Annotated in this window: 22 protein-coding genes; 15 read left to right on the forward strand and 7 right to left on the reverse strand. The window is 69.2% G+C overall.

The window, feature by feature from the left end; genetic code table 11:
• Nucleotides 1–85: 85 nt before the first annotated feature.
• Nucleotides 86–2740, forward strand: coding sequence for a LuxR C-terminal-related transcriptional regulator (locus tag ACFPJ1_RS09050; RefSeq protein WP_380102876.1), 2655 nt, complete (start codon nt 86–88; stop codon nt 2738–2740).
• Here ACFPJ1_RS09050 and ACFPJ1_RS09055 read toward each other — a convergent pair.
• On the reverse strand, nt 2737–3237 hold the full coding sequence (locus ACFPJ1_RS09055; protein WP_380102878.1) for a DUF6069 family protein: 501 nt from the start codon (nt 3235–3237) through the stop codon (nt 2737–2739). The two genes, ACFPJ1_RS09050 and ACFPJ1_RS09055, sit on opposite strands and share 4 nt — an antisense overlap.
• A 259-nt stretch (nt 3238–3496) precedes the next feature.
• On the opposite strand from ACFPJ1_RS09055, the gene ACFPJ1_RS09060 reads away from it, so the two are divergent.
• The 5 genes from ACFPJ1_RS09060 to ACFPJ1_RS09080 all read left to right on the forward strand — a co-directional run bounded on the left by ACFPJ1_RS09060 (nt 3497) and on the right by ACFPJ1_RS09080 (nt 6124).
• Nucleotides 3497–3979, forward strand: coding sequence for a DUF1269 domain-containing protein (locus ACFPJ1_RS09060; protein WP_380102880.1), 483 nt, complete (start codon nt 3497–3499; stop codon nt 3977–3979).
• 505 nt (nt 3980–4484) lie between these two features.
• A complete protein-coding gene (locus ACFPJ1_RS09065) occupies nt 4485–4901 on the forward strand; it encodes a M17 family metallopeptidase (protein ID WP_380102940.1) in 417 nt (138 codons plus the stop codon).
• Nucleotides 4902–5000: 99 nt separating this feature from the next.
• Nucleotides 5001–5459, forward strand: a complete 459-nt coding sequence (locus ACFPJ1_RS09070; protein ID WP_380102882.1) for a DUF6325 family protein — start codon at nt 5001–5003, stop codon at nt 5457–5459.
• 16 nt (nt 5460–5475) lie between these two features.
• A complete protein-coding gene (locus ACFPJ1_RS09075; protein WP_380102884.1) occupies nt 5476–5748 on the forward strand; it encodes an SHOCT domain-containing protein in 273 nt (90 codons plus the stop codon).
• A 76-nt stretch (nt 5749–5824) separates the two neighbouring features.
• Complete coding sequence (locus ACFPJ1_RS09080; RefSeq protein ID WP_380102885.1) at nt 5825–6124, forward strand: hypothetical protein; 300 nt, start codon at nt 5825–5827, stop codon at nt 6122–6124.
• 50 nt (nt 6125–6174) lie between these two features.
• Here ACFPJ1_RS09080 and ACFPJ1_RS09085 read toward each other — a convergent pair whose 3' ends face one another.
• Nucleotides 6175–7194 (reverse strand): NAD(P)H-dependent flavin oxidoreductase, encoded by a 1020-nt coding sequence (locus ACFPJ1_RS09085; protein ID WP_380102942.1) that lies wholly within the window; start codon nt 7192–7194, stop codon nt 6175–6177.
• Nucleotides 7195–7343: 149 nt separating this feature from the next.
• Between ACFPJ1_RS09085 and ACFPJ1_RS09090 the strand changes: the two genes are divergently transcribed.
• Both ACFPJ1_RS09090 and ACFPJ1_RS09095 read left to right on the forward strand, forming a co-directional pair.
• Complete coding sequence (locus tag ACFPJ1_RS09090) at nt 7344–8267, forward strand: LysR family transcriptional regulator (protein ID WP_380102887.1); 924 nt, start codon at nt 7344–7346, stop codon at nt 8265–8267.
• A gap of 62 nt (nt 8268–8329) precedes the next feature.
• Nucleotides 8330–9808 carry an MFS transporter gene (locus ACFPJ1_RS09095; RefSeq protein WP_380102889.1) on the forward strand — a complete coding sequence of 493 codons (1479 nt, stop codon included), beginning with the start codon at nt 8330–8332 and terminating at the stop codon, nt 9806–9808.
• A gap of 3 nt (nt 9809–9811) precedes the next feature.
• Here the strand turns inward: ACFPJ1_RS09095 and ACFPJ1_RS09100 are convergent, their stop codons facing one another.
• Nucleotides 9812–10501 (reverse strand): TetR/AcrR family transcriptional regulator, encoded by a 690-nt coding sequence (locus ACFPJ1_RS09100; protein ID WP_380102891.1) that lies wholly within the window; start codon nt 10499–10501, stop codon nt 9812–9814.
• Nucleotides 10502–10674: 173 nt separating this feature from the next.
• Between ACFPJ1_RS09100 and ACFPJ1_RS09105 the strand changes: the two genes are divergently transcribed.
• The 4 genes from ACFPJ1_RS09105 to ACFPJ1_RS09120 all read left to right on the forward strand — a co-directional run bounded on the left by ACFPJ1_RS09105 (nt 10675) and on the right by ACFPJ1_RS09120 (nt 13314).
• The gene (locus ACFPJ1_RS09105; protein ID WP_380102894.1) at nt 10675–11328 is read left to right on the forward strand and encodes a hypothetical protein; all 654 of its coding nucleotides are present in this window, start codon (nt 10675–10677) and stop codon (nt 11326–11328) included.
• Nucleotides 11325–12098: a hypothetical protein gene (locus ACFPJ1_RS09110; protein WP_380102896.1), complete on the forward strand. Its 774-nt coding sequence runs from the start codon at nt 11325–11327 to the stop codon at nt 12096–12098. The genes ACFPJ1_RS09105 and ACFPJ1_RS09110 overlap by 4 nt, the downstream gene beginning before the upstream one ends.
• A 157-nt stretch (nt 12099–12255) precedes the next feature.
• A complete protein-coding gene (locus ACFPJ1_RS09115; protein WP_380102898.1) occupies nt 12256–13065 on the forward strand; it encodes an oxidoreductase in 810 nt (269 codons plus the stop codon).
• A 51-nt stretch (nt 13066–13116) separates the two neighbouring features.
• Nucleotides 13117–13314 carry a helix-turn-helix domain-containing protein gene (locus ACFPJ1_RS09120; RefSeq protein WP_380102900.1) on the forward strand — a complete coding sequence of 66 codons (198 nt, stop codon included), beginning with the start codon at nt 13117–13119 and terminating at the stop codon, nt 13312–13314.
• Here the strand turns inward: ACFPJ1_RS09120 and ACFPJ1_RS09125 are convergent, their stop codons facing one another.
• Both ACFPJ1_RS09125 and ACFPJ1_RS09130 read right to left on the reverse strand, forming a co-directional pair.
• On the reverse strand, nt 13315–14571 hold the full coding sequence (locus ACFPJ1_RS09125; protein ID WP_380102902.1) for an RNA polymerase sigma factor: 1257 nt from the start codon (nt 14569–14571) through the stop codon (nt 13315–13317).
• A complete protein-coding gene (locus tag ACFPJ1_RS09130; protein ID WP_380102904.1) occupies nt 14571–14918 on the reverse strand; it encodes a YciI family protein in 348 nt (115 codons plus the stop codon). Before ACFPJ1_RS09130 ends, ACFPJ1_RS09125 begins: the two co-directional genes overlap by 1 nt.
• Nucleotides 14919–15036: 118 nt before the next feature.
• Between ACFPJ1_RS09130 and ACFPJ1_RS09135 the strand changes: the two genes are divergently transcribed.
• Nucleotides 15037–15939: an aminoglycoside phosphotransferase family protein gene (locus ACFPJ1_RS09135; protein ID WP_380102906.1), complete on the forward strand. Its 903-nt coding sequence runs from the start codon at nt 15037–15039 to the stop codon at nt 15937–15939.
• Here the strand turns inward: ACFPJ1_RS09135 and ACFPJ1_RS09140 are convergent.
• Nucleotides 15916–16506 (reverse strand): PadR family transcriptional regulator, encoded by a 591-nt coding sequence (locus ACFPJ1_RS09140; RefSeq protein WP_380102908.1) that lies wholly within the window; start codon nt 16504–16506, stop codon nt 15916–15918. The genes ACFPJ1_RS09135 and ACFPJ1_RS09140 overlap by 24 nt on opposite strands.
• Nucleotides 16507–16579: 73 nt before the next feature.
• Between ACFPJ1_RS09140 and ACFPJ1_RS09145 the strand changes: the two genes are divergently transcribed.
• Complete coding sequence (locus ACFPJ1_RS09145) at nt 16580–16960, forward strand: nuclear transport factor 2 family protein (protein WP_380102910.1); 381 nt, start codon at nt 16580–16582, stop codon at nt 16958–16960.
• Entirely contained in the window at nt 16957–17364 is a 408-nt protein-coding gene (locus tag ACFPJ1_RS09150) for a hypothetical protein (RefSeq protein ID WP_380102912.1), read from the forward strand. The genes ACFPJ1_RS09145 and ACFPJ1_RS09150 overlap by 4 nt, the downstream gene beginning before the upstream one ends.
• 571 nt (nt 17365–17935) lie before the next feature.
• Here ACFPJ1_RS09150 and ACFPJ1_RS09155 read toward each other — a convergent pair.
• On the reverse strand, nt 17936–18270 hold a 335-nt coding region (locus tag ACFPJ1_RS09155), incomplete at its 5' end, for a hypothetical protein (RefSeq protein WP_380102914.1).

Raw genomic sequence — 18270 nt, forward strand, 5'->3', positions numbered from 1 at the left:
AACGGCCACGGACCGACTAGTCTCCAAATGAGAAACCAGGGGTTACAGGCTCAACGCGAAGCACGCAAGCCAGGGAGGGCGGCGCGTGACGATCTTCGAGCCCGAGCACGCGCACGACGGAACCAGGCGACCGGCCATGGGAGGAGCCCCACGGCCGCCGTTGACGCTGGTCAGTCGTGAGCGGCTCCGCGCTGCACTCGACCGTGGCTCTGCGGCACCACTGACCATGCTGGTGGCACCCGCGGGCACCGGTAAAACCGTGCTGCTGTCCGACTGGGCGGCCCATCGGAGCACGTCCGGACGCTCCGTGCTGTGGGTGTCCGGACAAGATCCGGACGCGCTGGAGGACGTCCTCAGCCAGGCGTCAGCGGCGGCGGCGCCCGAGCCTGTCGTGGTGGACGACGCTCATTTGCTCTCCGCAACGATGTTGACCACTTTGTCCACGCTGCTGAAGAAGTCACCGCAGTCGGTCCGGCTGCTGCTGGCCACCCGCTACGACCTGCCCCTGCCGCTGACGGAGCTGGAGCTGCGCGGCCTGGCGACGACCCTGCGCTCGCGTCAACTGCGGTTCAACGATGCAGAGGCCGCCGAACTCATTCATGCGCATGATGAAAACGCCACCGCGGCAGACATCTCGCTGTTGCAGGAGAAGACAGCGGGCTGGGCCGCGGCCCTCGTGCTCGCGGCCCGGACGATCACCGTCTCGCGCGACGCCGGTACCCGCATGCTCAGTGAGCAGCCGGTGCTGGACCTGCTGCTCGGCGAAACCTTCGCCACCCTTGACACCCGGACTCAGTCGATGCTGCTCAGCACCTTCGCTGCCAACGGCCTGACAGCGCCGCTGGCCGCCATGCTGAGCGCCGACCCCAACGCCGAGGCGCTGCTGGCGGATCTCGCCGGCAACGGGCTGCTTGTGACCGCGTACACCAACGGAGCGGACAGTGAATCCGTCTACCGCTACCACCCACTGCTCATCGAGCTCCTGCACCGTCGCGCCGCCGGCAGCCCCGAGGACGCCAAGGTGGTCACCGCGGCTCACCACCGCGCGGCGCTGTACTACGAGAACCGTGGCGAAGGCTCTCTTGCCCTGCGCAACGCCCTCGACGCCGGCGATCCAGGGCTGATCGACCGCGTCCTGCTCCGGTACGGGCCTGCCGTCCTCGCCAGCGGTGGCCACGAACTCGTTGCCTCGGGCTTCGAAAACCTCCCGGACGGCTACCTGGACACCCATCGGCACTTGCTCGGTGTTCGCGGCGTCCTGCACCGCCGTGCCGGTGACGTCACCGGCGCGGTGATGGACACCTCCTCCGCCGACCAGGCGTCGATCAGCTCGGCGGCAGAGCCCGCGACCCCGGAGGACGACGCACTCCGGGCGGACGCGCTGACGCTGCGGCTGTGGGAGTCACGCTACGGCTGGTACGACGTCCGCGACTCGCTCGCCCGCGCCAGGTCGCTGCTGGTGCTGGATCGTACTCCGGACAACGCCCGGCGCCCGGCGGTGCTGGCACCGGAGCGGTTGTCCCTGCTCCTCATCGAACTCGCGGCGACCGAGACGTGGGTCGGCGATCTCGACGAGGCTCTCCGCCATCTCGACGAGGCCTTGGTGTCGGCCCGGATGGCCGGTCATCGCCAGCTCATCGCGGGTGGTCTGGCCCACCGCGCCGTCGTGTACTACGTGCGCGGCCAGGCGGAGAACGCCGCGGAGTCCGCGCGGGCCGCGCTCCACGTGGCCGGGGATGCCGTTCTCTTCAAGGACTACGCGGTCCGGGCGCAGGTGGTACTGGGCCTGGCGGCATTGAACCAGCTCGACCTGGACGCGGCGCAGCACTGGCTCGAGCAGGTTGCCGACACCGACGTGGCCGCTTCGGACACGGTCGTCGCCGGTTTGCGCGCGATCCTGAGCGCCGCTCTGCTGATCGAGAACGGCCAGCTCGACCAGGCCGGCACCGAGCTCGCCATGGAGCCGACGGCAGCCGGCGCGCTGCCGTCGTACCTGGCGCGCGACTTCACCCTGTTGCGGTTCTGGGTGGCCGCGCTGATCGGCGACCTGAGCGGCATGGACAAGCAACTCCGGATCCTTTCGGAGACCACCTGCACCGGGGATGCCGAGCTGATCCGGGCCATCACCAGCATCACCGACGGCGATTCACAGGCAACGCTCGACGCGATGGACACGGCCCTGGGGCGCCCGGGCATCCACCCTGTGCTGGCAGCTTCGGCCGCATCGATCCGGACCGTGCTGCTGTTGCGCCTCGGTGACGAGGAGGCCGCCGAGACCGCGCTGGTGGACATGCTGAACCGGACCGCTCCCCAGCGGACCCTGCACGCGCTCGCGGCGGCCGGGATGGAGCCTGCCTTCGTGGGCCTGTTGCGCAAACACGTCGAAGGGCCGAACGTCCATCCGTTCGCGGCGGTCGTGCTGGACAAGCTCAACGGCTACGGGGCGGAGTGGAGCAAGGCAGGAGGGGTCACGCTGCTCGCCCGGACCCGGCCCGACGGGCAGCCCTCACCGCCCCGGCGCCTCGACGCGGTCATCAACGGCGCCAAGATCCGGTTGACCGCGCGGGAGGCGGACGTGCTCGACGAGCTCGCCCTGGGCAGTTCCTACACCGAGATCGCCAACGCGCTGTTCATCACCGAGAACACCGTCAAGACCCACCTCGGATCGCTGTACCGCAAGCTCGGCGTCGTCAGGCGGTCAGCCGCCCTCCGCGTCGCCCGCGACGCCGGCCTCACCTAGCGGACGCCGGGCGGACCGGGGGCCGGACCGGCGGCCGGACCTGGGCCGACCGGCCGGTACCGCACCGCCATTCGCGCCGTTCCGGTGAGCAGCGTGCCGATGGCGATCCCGATGACGAGGTTGATCAGCCCGGTGGTGACCTTCGCCTCGGTCGACCCGTTGGTCGCCAGCGGGGCCACCGCGGCCGCCACCGTCGCCAGCGCGATGATCCAGCCGAAGAACAGCAGCGGCCGGGGCGTCGACACCAGCAACAGGTGCAGCAGCCCGGTCGCCACGAGGGCGGCCAGGGCGGCGAACAGGGCGTACTTCGGCGTGTCGGCGTCGCCCCAGACGCCCTCGCCCTCAGGTGCGAGGACTTCGACGTCGAAGACGCCACGAGCCAGCAGGATGCCGACGACGGCGATCAGAGCGCACACCAGAGCAGTGGCCACCCCGCCGGCCCACAACCGGCCGGCGTCGAGCGTCTTCGCGTTGCCTTGGGCGTAATGAGCAGTCAAGTCGATGCCTCCTTCCTCGAGCCTGACCTAACGAGGCGTCCCCACCATCCCCCGTGAGGGGTGAACTACCGAATGCGATCACGTGGCGGCACCGGTACGCCGGTCGCTCAGGCCAATCCGTCCGGGCGTGGTCGCCCGCCCCCGGGTGGTGGATCTAGTCACCCAATTCGGATGAGGTCGGCGGCCTCGCCTGTCTGATGACATGAGGCTCTCGGCGCGGAGCGGGTGACGCGCGACCAGGCGACGGAGGAGTCCAGCAATGACGCATCTCGTGGTTCTCGGTTTGAACAGTCGCGACGACGCCGAGCGTGTCCTCGCCCTGACCGAAGACCTGGCCAAGCAGCAACTGCTGCAACGCGACGACGCGGCCTATGCCTACAAGGACGAGAAGGGCAAGGTCCGCATCCACCAGACGATGAACATGACCGGGGCCGGCGCGGCCGGTGGCGCGCTGTGGGGAACCCTGATCGGACTGCTCTTCCTGAATCCGCTGGCCGGCCTCGCCGTCGGCGCGGCGTCCGGTGCCGTGGCCGGCAAGCTGACCGACGTCGGCATCAGCGACGACCTGATCAAACAGGTCGGCAAGCAGTTGCAGGAAGGCAAGTCGGCCGTCTTCCTGCTGGCCAGGTCGGCCACCGTGGACCGCGTGATCGATGCGCTGAAGCCGTTCAACCCAACGGTCATCCAGACCAACCTCACGAAGGAACGCGAAGAGGAACTCATCGCCGCACTGCAGTCCTGACCCCGTGCAGGCGCGCTGGGGCGACGGTCCGGTGGCGGTCGCCGTCGGCACCGGCACCGCGGACGAGGTCGACCTGACGCTCGTCCGCGATCTGGCGGCGGAGTTCGCCCGCTCGGTCCCCTGGCACAAACGACTCGCCGTCCAGGTCCCCTCGGCCGACCTCGGCATCTCCGCCCCCGACTTCGCCCAGGCCGTGACCGAAGGGTCTTGCTGGCCCGCTGGCGGTACTTCGTCGGCCAGGGCCGTGACGAGCCCACGCTGGAGTCGCTGCTGCTCGTGGCCGACGACGACGTGGCAGAGCAGGTCAGCGCGGGAGCGGAGCGGGGTCGCGTCATCGCGGAGGCGTGCTCCCTCGGCCGGGATCTGTCCAACTGCCCGGCCACCACGCTGTCCGCCGTACGGATGGCCGAGGTCGCCCAAGAGGTCGGTACTGCGGCCGGCCTGCAGGTGGGGGTCTTCGACAAGGACCAGCTGATCGAGATGGGCTGCGGAGGTCTCCGGCGGCATCAGCCTCAAGCCGAGCGACGAGTCCCGCGCGCAGATGAAGAACGACATGACCGGTTCGGCCGCGGTGCTCGCCTCGATGACGGCACTCGGCCGGCTCGGCTGTACGACCGCGGTGACCGGCTACCTGATGTGCACCGACAACATGCCGTCGGGCTCCGCGATGACGCTCGGCGACGTGCTGACGATGCGGAACGGCGGCAAGACGGTCGAGGTTCTCAACACCGACGCCGAGGGACGGCTGGTGATGGCCGACGCGCTGGCGCTGGCGACCGAGGAACCCGTCGACGCCATCGTCGACATCGCCACCCTGACCGGCGCGTGCCTGCGCACGTTCGGCGTGAGTGTGATCCCATCCGGGATCCCTTCTGATGAACGCCTGACGCCAGTTGCCAGGCATCTCACCCGGTCTAGGTGATTCCGCCCTGGCCGGCCGGTTGGGAGAATGGCGGCACGGCCGCGTGGTCCCCTGCTGAGCGACTCTGCGCCTGCTCCACCCGACCGGCCAGGAGGCCCGATGTCGACTTCCACTGACGCAGCGGCCCGGGCCAACGACGTACTGGGGCCGATCGATCTGCTCGTGGTGCAGATTCCGCCGGAGGGACTCGGTCCCGACGGGTTCGGCGTCCTGCTGGACCTGGCCGAGCGGGGGATCATCCGGATCCTCGACCTCGAGGTCCTGAGCAAGGCCGACGACAGCTCGGTCGCACCGGTCAAGCTGGCGTCCGACATCCTGCCGGAACTGTCCGCCCTGGCGCCGTTCATCGGCTCGTTCTCCGGGTTGATGAACGCCGACGACGTCCGCGAGGCCGGGTCGTTGATCGAGGCCGGCCACCTGGGCGTCGTCGTCATCTACGAGAACGAGTGGGTCGTCTCCCTCGCCGCCGCGCTGCACGGCGAGAGCGCCCGCCTGGTCGCCTCCGGCCGGATCCCGGACGACGACTTCGAGGCGGCGCTCGGCGACGGCACCGGCTGACAGAGGGGATGCTCCGATGGGATTGTTCAGAACGGCCGCGAGAACCGCTGTCGTCGCCGGTGTGGCGACGCGAGTGCACCAGCGCATCTCCGAGCGCCAGCAGGGCACGTGGGCGGCCTCCACCAACGCCCCGGTCCCGACCTCGTTCGCACCCCCTGCGACCCAGGCCCGCTCCGCGATGCTTGCCCAGCTGAAGGAACTCGGCGAGCTGCGCTCGGCCGGGGTGCTCACGGACGAGGAGTTCGAGCACCAGAAGGCCGAGATCCTGAAGGAATCCGAGCAGAAATGATCGCCCGCGCAGGGTGATGCCGGCCGGGGACCGGAGCAGCACAGTCAGTCCCGACCATCCTGAAAGGGGCAACGCCATGACCCACTACGTCATCCGTGTCAAGGGCACGCTGTCCCGCGAGCTGACCAACGCCTTCCCGTCCCTGGCCGTCCACTCCGAGCCCGCGCAAACCGTTCTGCACGGCTACCTGCACGACCAGGCCGCGCTGGCAGGCGTCTTCAACCACCTCGACATGCTCGGCGTCGACATCCTCGAGGTCATGCACGTTCCCCAACCAGCGCGTCCTCAACCGGCACGCCCTGAACCGGCACGTCCTCAAGCAGCACGCCCTCAACCAGCACTTCCTCAACCGGCGCGTCCCGACCCCGACGGCTGACCCCACCCTTGGGCGCGGGCACCGAGGAGGCAGGGTCACCGGGAGGCGCGTCAGAGCTTTTCGGCCAGGCGGGTCAGGATGGTGGCGGCCGGTTCCTCGGTGGCGTGCCTGAATCCCGTACCGGCCCAGAGGTGCACGTGTTCCTGGTCGCCGGCTGCCGCCGCGGCCTTGCGGAGACCGCTGGTCAAGTGGTGCAAGGCCGGGTAACCGTAGGGGGCGAGATCGCCGTACTGGCTGGTGAAAGCGTTCGGCAGAGCTCGTGCGGGACGCCCGGTGAACGCGTGGGTCACCACAGTGTCCGTCCGGCTCGGGTCCTTGAGCGCCGCGCGATGGGTGGCCGACGTGCCGGCCTCGTCGCTGCGCAGGAGAATGGTGCCGACGGCAACGGCATCCGCGCCGGCCCGGATCACCGCGGCCACCTCCTCCGCGGTCGCCACGCCACCGGCGGCGATCACCGGCAGGCCGACGGTACGTCGTACGGCTGCGACGAGGTCGTTGATCGGAGCCTCCACCGGCGGCTGCTCCGGGGTGAAGGTGCCGGAGTGACCACCTGCCGCCGACGCCTGTACCACCAGGGCGTCGACGCCCGCGTCACTTGCGGCCTTGGCCTCGTCGACCGTGGTCACCGTCTGCAGGAGCAGCGCGCCGGTGGCACGCAGTACGGCGAGGTCGTCGCGGCTCGGGATCCCGAAGGTGAAGCTCACCACGGGTACCGGGTGGGCGCGCAGTACGTCGAGCTTCTCGTGCCAGCGGTCGTCATCCTCGATCGGCTCGGCATCTTCGAGGTCGATGCCGTACCGGTCCGCCTCGGCGGCGACGAGCCTGGCGTAGCGACGGAACTCCTCGCGGTCGACCGGCAACGGATTCGGCGCGAACAGGTTCACCCCGAACGTCGTGGACGGCGCCTCGTTCAGCTCTTGGCCGAGGGCCTCCGGTGACTTGTACCCGGCGGCCAGGAACCCGAGGCTGCCGACCTTCGCCGCCGCGTCGACGAGCCGCGGCGTAGTGGCGCCGCCGGCCATCGGAGCGGCGAACACCGGGAGGTCGATACCGAGCTGATCGGTGAGCATCACGCGCCTATCGTCGGAAGTACTCCCCGGTCGCGAACGGGGACGGGTCTCAAGCTAGGTGATGATGGTTGCGCGGTCCCTGGGGCCTCACCACGACCGAGTTGCTCTCTGCTGAGAGGCGACGCCTCCCACCGCCTTACGATCGACCCATGGAGCTGCGACAGCTGCGGTACTTCGTCGCCGTCGCCGAGGAGCTGAACTTCGGCCGGGCGGCGGCTCGCCTGCACATCGCCGGGCCGTCGCTGTCCCAGCAGATCAAGTCCCTCGAGCGGGATCTGGGCGTCCGGTTGTTCGACCGCGACCGCCGCTCCGTCACCCTGACCGCCACCGGCCAGGCGCTGCTGCCCTCGACGCGGGCCCTGCTCGAGCAGGCCGACGAGTTGCGGCGTTTCGCGAGCGGCATGGCGGCGAGCGAAGCGGTCCGGCTCGGCTACGTCAGCTGGCACCCCGCGGACCTCGTCAGCCGCTCGTCCGGTGTCGCCCAGCTCCTGATCGACGCCTGGGTGCTGCCCTCGCATGCCCAGGCGGGCCGGGTCGCGGACGGCACTCTCGATCTGGCGATCTGCTGGGTACTGTCCGACGTCCTGGCCGAGCTCGATCTCGACGCGCAAGTGATCGGCGCGGACCGGCTTTTCAGCGTTGCCGTCGGCCCTGACGCGTCGCCGGTCCGGGCGAAGGACATCCTCGTCCCGGTGGACGCCGATACCGCCACCTGGTCGTCCTGGAACGCGTACGGCGAGGAGTTCGCCCACGACACCGGCGCGAAGCTCGAGTACATCGACGACGGTGGGATCACCGGTGACGCCTTCTTCGACCACGTACGCCGCCTCCGCCGTCCCCTGCTGAACTCCCCGAAGAGCCAGCTCGGGCCGCTCCCACCCGATCTCGTCCGGCGCCAGGTGATCGACCCCTCGCCGTACTGGACCTGGTCCCTGGTGTCGCGGCGCGACGAGTCGCGGAGAGCGGTGCACGCCACCGTCGAAGTACTGACCCGCGACCTTGCCTCGCTCGACCTCGAGACAGCCTGGCTCCCGTCCGGCGATCCGTACCGGACGGCAGCTCGACGGCACTAGGCCCGGGACAGACCAGGGAGTCCACTGGTGCGAGTTCCTCCGGATTCCCGCAGTGTGGAGGCATGTCCCTCGATCAGGCAAGCCCGTCCGTCCCGCTGCGCAGTACGACGGGAATCGCGGTCATCTGCGCGACCGTGCTGGCCTCGATGATCGGATTCCTCGACGCCTCGGTCGTCACGGTCGCCCTGCCCTCCATCGGCGAGGACCAGAACGCCGGCGTGGCCGAGCTGCAGTGGGTGGTGACGAGTTTCCTGGTGACGGTCGCGGCCCTCCTCCTCGTCGCCGGTGGTCTCTCGGACCGCTACGGACGGCGACGGATCCTGGCGGTCGGGCTGGTGATCACCCTGGGGGCGTCGGTGCTGTGTGCGCTTGCTCCGTCGGTGGGTCTGCTGATCGCGGCCCGGGTGCTCCAGGGAATCGGCGGTGCCCTGGTGGTGCCGAGCAGCCTGGCCCTCCTCAACGCGACCCTGCGCCCCGAGGACCGGGCCCGCGGGATCGGCATCTGGGCGGGGCTTGCGACACTCGGTATGACAGTCGGTCCGTACGCGGGTGGCTGGCTTTCGGACACCTACTCCTGGCGTTGGCTTTTCCTACTGAACGCGCCGCTGGTGATCGCCGCACTGCTCGTACTGCGAGGCGTCCCGGACAGTAGGGATCCCGCGGCCGGCGGCAGGCCCGACGTACCGGGTTCTCTGCTCACGGCGGTGGGGTTCGGCGGCGTGATCTACGCGTTGACCGAAGGTGCCGCCAGGGGCTGGGCGCGTCCGTCGGTCGTCGTCGCCGGCCTGGTCGGTGTCGCCTGCCTGGTCGCACTGTTCCCGTTCGAGGCGATGCGGCGGCATCCGATGCTGCAGCTGCGGCTGTTCCAGTCGCGCCAGTTCGACGCGATCAACGCCGGCACGCTGCTCTTCTACGGCGCCCTGAGTGCGTCGTCGTACCTCCTCTATCTCCAGCTCGAGCTGCAACTGGGCTACAGCGCGAGCGCCGCGGGGGCCGCGCTGATCCCGTCTTCGATCGTCTTCCTGCTCATCTCGCCGGTGAGCGGGTTCCTGGTGGCCCGCTTCGGTCCCGGGTGGTTGATGGCGGCAGGGATGACCATCGTCGGGATCGCGTTCGTCTACCTGTCCGCGCTCGGACCGGGTTCGAGCTACCTGGGCGGTGTGCTCCCGGGGAACCTTGTGTACGGACTGGGACTCGGACTGGCAGTCACACCATTGACTGCCGCTGTGCTCGCGGCGGTGAGCAGCGCCGACCTCGGTGAGGCCTCCGCGGTCAACAACACCGTGTCGCGCATCGGTGGCGTGGCCGCGATCGCAGTACTCCCGGCACTGGCTGGCGGCGTCGACCTCAGCCTCACCGAGACAATCGCCGCAAGCTTCCGCCCCGCGATGCTCGCTACCGCGGGGCTCTGCTTGGCCGCGGCGGCAATCTCCGTCGCCTTCGTCTCCAAGACCACCACAACCTCCACCCCACGCATGGCTCCCCCACCACCCCACGCCTGCATAGCTGACTGCCTGCCCGCAGAGAAGGTCCCCGCCTGAACTTCAGCCGGCCGGGGCTTCAGAGTTAGGCGCGAGGCCGTTGAGGAGGTGGGTCAGGCCCCAGAGGAACTGTTCTGTGGTGAAGTACTTCGCGACGGTGGCGGCTGTGCTCGTGGTGCGGGGGTAGGTCGTGGTGGAGATGGTGTCGAGGGTGGCTCGGCGGGTGGTGATCCGTTGGGACTCGGTGAGGTCGGCGTGTTCGAGGCCGGCTACCTCCAGGGCGATGGCGCCGAGAACGTAGACCAGCAGGACGTACGACGCGCGGGCCGCGTCCTCGGGGGTGGCGCCCGCGTCGGCGAGTACGCCGGCGAGGGACTCGCGCAGTGTCAGGGCGTTGGGGCCGTCCATGGGAGCACCGAGGAGCAGGTGAACCGCGCCGGGGTGAGCCACCAGGCGTTCGCGCAGTTCCAGGGCAAGGGCTTCGACCCGACCGCGCCAGGGCATCTGCCGATCGGTGAACCGGTCGTGGTTGACCTCCCCGAGGAATCGCTCGACCAGGGCCCGCAGTACGGCGGCCTTGTTCGGGAAGTAGGTGTAGACGGCGTTCGGCGCGATGCCGAGCTGGGCGGCGATCCCCCGGACCGACACCGAGGTCGCGCCGCCGGTGTCCAACTGCGAGAGGGCGGCGTCGAGGATGGCGTGTTCCGTGACGGCGCGCGGCCGGCCCATCCGGCGGTTCGGCGACTGCGTCATCCAAGGCTCCCGGCTGTTGACTTTCTGTACGTCGTACATATTGTGGAACAGAATGTAAAAGACCCGGTCACCGGGTCTCACCTTTGGCGATCGGTGTGCGGGGCAGGACCACCGGAGGTCCGTATTTCTTGGGGGTTGAGGCAGACCTCCGTTCGCTGAGGGGGTTGGCCGGCATGTCCGGGCTGAACGCACCGCAGAATCCAAGATCCACCGTCGCTGTCCCATCGAGTTCGTCACTGGCGCCGCTGTCCCGATTGGCAGGGCCACTCGCCCTGGCCGCCGGGACCCTGATGATCGTGGTGGAGCTGGTGATGTTCCCGATCGTCGACAGAGACGATCGGCAGGGCACCTCGCAGAACCTCGCCTACCGGATCAGCGGAGTCGTGTACTTCGTGGCCTTCTGCCTGCTGATCCTCACTGCCGTCGCGGCGTACAGCTGGCAAGCACACAAGGCCGGCCGGTTCGGTGTGGTCGGGCTGATCGGGGCCTTGGTCGGCACCATGTTCCTCGGCGGTGACCTGTGGTTCGAGACGTTCTACGTCACGTACCTCGCCGACATCGCGCCGCAGATCCTCGATGCGGATCCGTCCGGTCTGATCGTCATCGGGGCCGTGTCGAGCTATCTGCTGTTCGCCATCGGCTGGGCGCTCTTCGGCCTCGCGAGCCTGCGTGCCGGCGTCTTCCCGAAAGCGATCTGCATCGCCATCGTGATCGGCGGCCTGCTCGGCTTCAACGCGCTGCTGCCGCCGTGGGGTATCGGTCTCGGCCTGGCCCTGGTCTGGCTCGGCGTCTGGATGATCAGGACTCCGGCCGAGGTCGTCTCATGAACGCGGCACCGACCGCTCCCACCCCGGGGCAGGTCGCACCTCAGAAGCGACCGTGGAGTGCCTGGCGCACCTTGCTGATCATTCTCGGCAGCGTGCTCGTCCTGCTCGGTGGTTCCCTCCTCGTCGGCGGCGGTATCGGGCTGTGGGCGCACCAGCAGCGCGACGGCGACGGGTACTACACGGCCGGACCGCAGCAGTTCGAGACCGACACCGCCGCGTTGTCCGTGCCGTCGATCGACGTCGACCTCACCGGTCCTCAGGTCCTGTCCGGGCAGGAGATGCTGGGCAAGATCCGGCTCCGCGCCGAGCTGATGGGCGCGGACACCCCGCTGTTCCTGGGAATCGGACCTTCCGCCGAGGTGGCGAAGTACCTGGAGGGTGTCGGCCACGACGAACTGTCCGACATCGACGTCGATCCGTTCAAGGCCACCTACACGACGCGGCCCGGCAGCGAGACTGCCACGGATCCGGCCGGGCAGTCGTTCTGGGTCGCCTCCGACAGCGGAACCGGACCGCGCACGCTGGTCTGGGACGTTGCCGACGGCGACTGGACGATCCTGATCATGAACGCCGACGGCTCGTCCGGTATCGACACGAACGTCAGTGCCGGGGCCAAGCTGCCGATCATCCTGCCGATCGCCATCGGCACGCTGATCGCCGGCGGCACGCTGCTGCTGATCGGTTTGCTGATGATCGTTCTGCCCATCGCGATCCGCGGGACCAGTACCCCTGCGCCCAGGCCGACGCCGGGACCACAACCGATGATGTGACGGCGGCCGATGATGTGACGGGCGGCCGATGATGTGACCGCGGCCGATGGCGTGATCCGCAGGTGGATTGGCGCGTCTTGCTAGTGCCTGACCGGCCGGAGTTGCCTACCGTCGTTGCCAGGTGGTCAGCGGGACCACCTGGCGAGGAGGCAGGTTCGTGAAGACCGTTCTGGTGACCGGCGCATCGTCGGGTATGGGCAAGGCGACGGCGGAGCGGTTGCTCGCCGACGGGTACGTCGTCTACGCGGCGGCCCGTCGGGTGGACCGGATGCGCGATCTGGAGGGCCTCGGCGCGACGGTGCTGGCGATGGACATCACCAAGGACGACGAGATCGTGGCCGCGGTGGACCGCATCACGGCAGAGCGCGGCGGCGTCGACATACTCGTCAACAACGCCGGCTTCGGCATGTACGGCGCGATGGAGGACACCGCGATCGCCGACGCGCGGTACCAGTTCGAGGTCAACCTCTTCGGCCTGGCCCGGCTGACCCAGCTCGTGCTGCCGTCCATGCGCGCGAAGGGCGCCGGGCAGATCGTGAACCTGTCGTCGATGGGCGGCAAGATCTACACCCCGCTGGGATCGTGGTACCACGCGACCAAGCACGCCGTCGAAGGCTGGTCGGACTGCCTGCGGCTCGAGCTCAAGCCGTTCGGCATCGACGTGATCGTGATCGAGCCGGGCATCATCGAGACCGAGTTCGGACACGTCCTGGTCGATCCGATGCTCGAGCGTTCCGGCAAGGGCCCGTACGCCGACCTCGCCCACAAGGTGGCCGCCACGACCCGCGGGAGCTACGGAGCCGGCGGATCACCTGCCTCGCTGATCGCCGGGGTGATCGCGGACGCCCTCAAGGCACGACGACCGAAGACCCGGTACGTCGCCGGCAAGTACGCGCGCCCGCTGATCGCAGTACGGAAGCTGTTCGGCGACCGGGTCTACGACCGCGTCATCATGGCTCAACTGTGATCGAAGGAGTCCCGATGACCGGGTTCACCCTGAATCCCGCGGCCACGGTGCTTGAGCCTCGAGTCCACCACCTTCCAGCTCGTACTCCGCGAAACCCGCAAATCCCTGGCCCGCCACTACCTCTCCACCCCACAACTCACCGCGGCCGAGATCTCCGACCTCCTCGGCTACGACGACACCAACTCCTTCTACCGCGCCTTCCACACCTGGACCGGCCGAACCCCGGAACACGCCTGCACCCAGGCCTGATCAGGCTGTGTCGTCCGGTGAGTCTGCCAAGTAGAGGAATCGGGCCCGGCGGCGTTCGCGGTGGTGTTCTTCTGGTTGGGTGGACGCGCCGGTGAGGGCTTCTGTCATCTCTTGGGCTGCCTCTGCGTAGCGGTTCTCGCGGGCCAGCAGCTCAGCCCGTACTGCGTGCCAGCGCGGGCTCGGCGGGAGGTCCTCCAACAGGGCAAGGCCGGTCGCTGGGTCAGCGGCCTCGGCTGCAGCGACGACTCGGCCCAGCGCGGCCGCATCGCTGGAGGCGATCGAGATGAGCAGGTCGTACAGCCGCAGGATTTCCGCCCAATCGGTCTCGTCATAGCTCGGCGCGCGAGCGTGCTCGGCAGCGATGGCGGCCTGGATTTGGTAGGCGTCGGCTTGGCCGTGCGTGCGGAGCAGTGACTCGTTCAGCAGGTCGACGCCGCGGCCGATCGCCGAGGTATCCCACTGGCTCCGGTCCTGCTTGTCGAGGGTGACCACATCCCCCTGGTCGTCGACCCGCGAAGGCCTGCGGGCATCGGTGAGAAGCAGCAGAGCCAGAACGGAGGCGGGCATCGTCTGCTCCGGGAGCAGTTCGTGCAGGAGTTCCGCCAGCCGGATCGCCTCGGCGCACGCGTCCACGTCGTACGCCGCCTGACCGTCGACCGGCGCATGGCCCGCCGTGTAGAGACTGTGGATCACCCCGCACACCGCAGGAAGTCGCCCGGCCAACTCGCCCTCGGCCGGTACGCGGTACGGGATGTGCGCGGCGGCGATCTTCTGGCGAGCCCGCGTCAGGCGCTTGGCCGTGGCGGCCTCGGTGGTGAGGAGTACGCCGCCGATCTGCGCGGGCGTGAGACCACAGAGCGTCCGCAGTGCCAGGGCGATCCGGGTCGGCGGCGAGAGCGCAGGATGGCAACAGGTGAAGATCAACCGCAGGAGGTCGTCGTCGACGACCTCGTCGGGCGGAAGGTCGGATCCGCTCAGCTCGATCATCATCAGCCCGTCCCGCTCCTTGTCCGGCCGGGCCCGTTCGCGCCGGAGGATGTCGATCGCCTTCCGCCTGGCCGTCACCGTCAGCCAGGCCCTTGGCTGCGGCGGTACCCCCGTGACCGGCCACGCTCCGAGGGCCGCCAGGCTCGCCTCCTGGACGGCGTCCTCGGCGAGTTGCACATCCCCGACAGTCCGGATCAAGGTCGCGAGGATGCGCGCGCCCTCGATCCGGACCGTCTCGGCGACCGTGTCGTGCGCCCGGTGTGGGGTCACTACTTGGCCAGGATGACCGGCCGTACCTCGACCGCACCGCCCCAGGCCGCGGGAAGGTCGGCCACGATCCGAACCGCCGCCTCGAGGTCGTCCGCTTCGATCAGGTAGTACCCGGTCAGCGCTTCCTTCGTCTCCGCGTACGGCCCGTCCGTGGTGACCACCTCGCCGCCGCGGGCGCCCTGGACCCGCACCACGGTCGCCGTACTGGTCGGGTGCAGCACGGCACTCGCCTTGATGGTGTCTGCGTGGTCGACCCCGAACTTCCGGTACTCCGCCAGCTCGTCCGCCTGCTCGGGCGCCCACCAGTCCACGTCCGCCGTGTAAGTCAACGCAAGGTACTGGGGCATCGAACTCTCCTTCATCGCCGTGGGCCCGTCTGGCCCCTCAAGAATGGAACGAACGGGGGTCCGGCAAAAGGACATCGCCGAAATGTCGGTGTGCCCTGGTAGGTCTGAGTCGGTGACGATGACTGAGGTAGACGCCGGGCGGTGGTGGGGGCTGCTGGGTGATCGGGTCCGTGGTGAGTTGGTCGACGTGCGGACGATGGCGGACGGAGCCTCGGGGTCGGCGGTCTACGGGCTGACAGTCGTGGAACCGGCAGGCGAGTTCGTGCTGAAGGTCGCCTCCCAGCCGTGGTTGCGGGAGCGGGCACGCCGTGAGCTGACGTTCTACCGGGAGTTGGCGTCGCACGGGCCGGTGCTGGTGCCGGAGTTCTTGATGGGCGGCGAGGCCGACGGGAGTACCTACCTCCTGCTGACGGCCGCTGGCCTGCCGACGGAGGCCGAGCGATGGTCGAAGCAACGGTGGATCGAGCTCGCGACGGAGCTCGGGTGGCTGCATCGCGAGCAGGTGCTTGCCTTGGCCATCGACCGTGGAGCGACTGGGCTTGAGCCGGCTTCGGCCGAGAAGCTCGCGGCCGGCGAGCACGCCTGGAGAGAGCTGGGGTACGAGCGGTTACTGGCGCCCCTCTGGGCGAACTTCGAGGCCCTCGACGCCGCGATCCGGGAGCTGCCCGCCTGCCTGTGTCACGGCGACTGCCACCTGGGCAACCTCCTGACTGATCCGGCGGACCGCTTCGTCTGGATCGACTGGCAGGAAGTCCACGTCGGCCATGGCCCCGGCGACTTGGCCCTGCTCTGGCATCGCGCCGAGGTCGACGGCGTGAACCCGCCACGCGAGGCGATGCTCACCGCGTACGCCGTTGCCAGGGGCATCCCGGACGATGTGATCCTCCGCCGAGCGGCCGTTGCCGCCGAGCTGACGCTGGTGATGCTCGAGTGGCCCACCTTCTTCCCTTACCTCCCCGAGCCCGCCCGCGCCCGGATCCGCAACCGCCTCGAACGCCTAGTCCCCGCCTGGCGCCGGTGATCTCTCGTCGGGCGCCGGTGATCTCTCGTCGAGCACAGCCAGGACGGACTCACACCAACGGATGTTCGCCTGCTCGTACAGACGTCCGCCCATCAGCGTGAGATACGGGCCGATCCGCTCAGCCTCTGCCACGTGGGCGGCTTCGGTACTCCCGTCGAGGAGACCGTCGTGAAGGTGGTCGTAGAACGCGAGCTTCTCCCGGGCCTGGTGCAGCCGTTCCTCGACGGCCTTCCGTACGTCGGGCAGGTCGTCCGGCCCGGCGGCCTGGAGCTTCACGAGCAGGTCGTCCCGCATCGCGCCCGGCCGCGTCGGCTGGGCGATGAAGGCCCGCAACTCCGCACGCCCGGCCCGGGTCAGCGAGAACACCCGCTTGTTCGGCCGGCGCTGCTGCTCGACCACGCGTCCCTCGACGAACCCCTCGCTCTCGAGCCGCTCGAGCTCGCGGTACAGCTGCTGCGGGGTGGCCGACCAGAAGTTCGCGACGGACACGTCGAACCGCTTGGACAACTCGTACCCCGCGGCATCCCCCTCCAGCAGCGAGGCAAGCACAGCGTGACGCAATCCCACCTGGACAGCCCTCCGTCTACGGCATAGTCTCAAAAACACCTATTCAACAAATTGAGTATATGGGGAGTCCACCGTGCACTCTTTCCGCACCGCCGTGGAAGCGCGAGACCTGGACGCAATGCTGAGCCTGCTCGCGGAGGATGTGGCCTTCCGCAGCCCGGTCACGTTCAAGCCGTACGAGGGTCGCGCGGCCGTCGCGCCGATCCTGCGGGCCGTGCTCGAGGTGTTCGAAGACTTCCGCTACGTACGAGAGATCGGCGCGGCTGATGCGGCCGACCACGCGCTCGTGTTCCGGGCGACCATCGGTGGGCGCGAGGTCGAGGGCAGCGACTTCCTCCACGCGGACGAGAACGGTTGGATCACCGAACTCACCGTCATGGTCCGCCCGCTCAGCGCCGTCGTTGCCCTGGCCGAAGCCATGGGCGCCCGACTCACCTCTGACGCATCGTCATGACCAGCGACCTGCCCTACGTGGACACCCACCAGACGACGGTCGACGCACCCCGCGAGCGCGTCTGGACCGCGCTTCGCCGGTACGTCGACACCTCGCTCGGGGCTCGCAAGGCGGTGCCGCTGGCCTGGATTCTCGGGACCAGGCCGCAGAGTGGGTTCGAGGCGATCCACGAGATCCCTGAGCTGCAATTGACCCTCGCCGGCCGACACCGCTTCGCGAAGTACCAACTGATCTTCGACCTCACCGACACTCCCAACGGCCAGACCGTCCTGAGCGCCCACACCTACTCTGCCTTCCCCGGCCCCCACGGCCGCCTGTACCGCCTGCTGGTCATCACCACCCACTTCCACGCCCTCGCCACCACCCAACTCCTCCACATCATCGGCAGCCGAGCCACGCGTTAGGGCCCGGCCGAGTCTGTTGGAGAGGTGACGGCCCCGTCGGCCCCGGGATAGGGGTCAGTCAGTCGGACAGATCGGCGGTGCGGGTCAGTCGGCTGGGCGGATCGGCGGTGCGGGTCAGTCAGCTGGGCGGATCGGCGGTGCGGGTCAGTCAGCTGGGCGGATCGGCGGTGCGGGTCAGTCAGCTGGGCGGATCGGCGGTGCGGGTCAGTCAGCTGGGCGGATCGGCGGTGCGGGTCAGTCAGCTGGGCGGCTCGGCGGTGCGGGTCAGTCAGCTGGGCGGCTCGGCGGTGCGGGTCAGTCAGCTGGGCGGATCGGCGGTGCGGGTCAGTCAGCTGGGCGGATCGGCGGTGCGGGTCAGTCAGCTGGGCGGATCGGCGGTGCGGGTCAGTCAGTCGAGGAGATCCGCAATGCTGGCCGGAGGGGCGGGCGGGGCGCTCGACAGCTTCGCCCGGCGTGGCGTGATCTTCGGTTGCCGTGTCCGCGCGAGGTGCGCTGCGTCGTGGGACCGTTACCCGAGCCGGACTTGCCGACCACCGCGGATCGGGGTGATCGTCGACTGGGTGCCGGTAACTCAGCCCGGTCGGGCGCATGGCGGTCCTGTCCTGGGCTCTGTGGAGCGCATGACGGGAGGGCGCCGATCCCGATCCCGGTCATCGGTGGTGGTGGCTGCTGGCGGGTTGGCGTGGTGCAGCGCCGGCTGACCTGGGGTCGGGTCGCCGGGTGGACGGGTCTGGCTGCTGGCGCCTGGATCGGGTGGGTCGGTGTCGCACCAGGGGTCGAACGGTGCGGTGTGGTTGTTCTCGGCGGTGGTGGTGGTGGTGTGTGCCGGGTTGTGGGTGCGGTTCCGGGCATGGCCGGACGCCGCGGTGCCGCCGTGGCTGGTGGTGGGTGTGCGGTAGCGGGTTC

It is taken from the genome of Kribbella qitaiheensis, from assembly GCF_042657745.1.
Taxonomy (GTDB): Bacteria; Actinomycetota; Actinomycetes; order Propionibacteriales; family Kribbellaceae; genus Kribbella; species Kribbella qitaiheensis.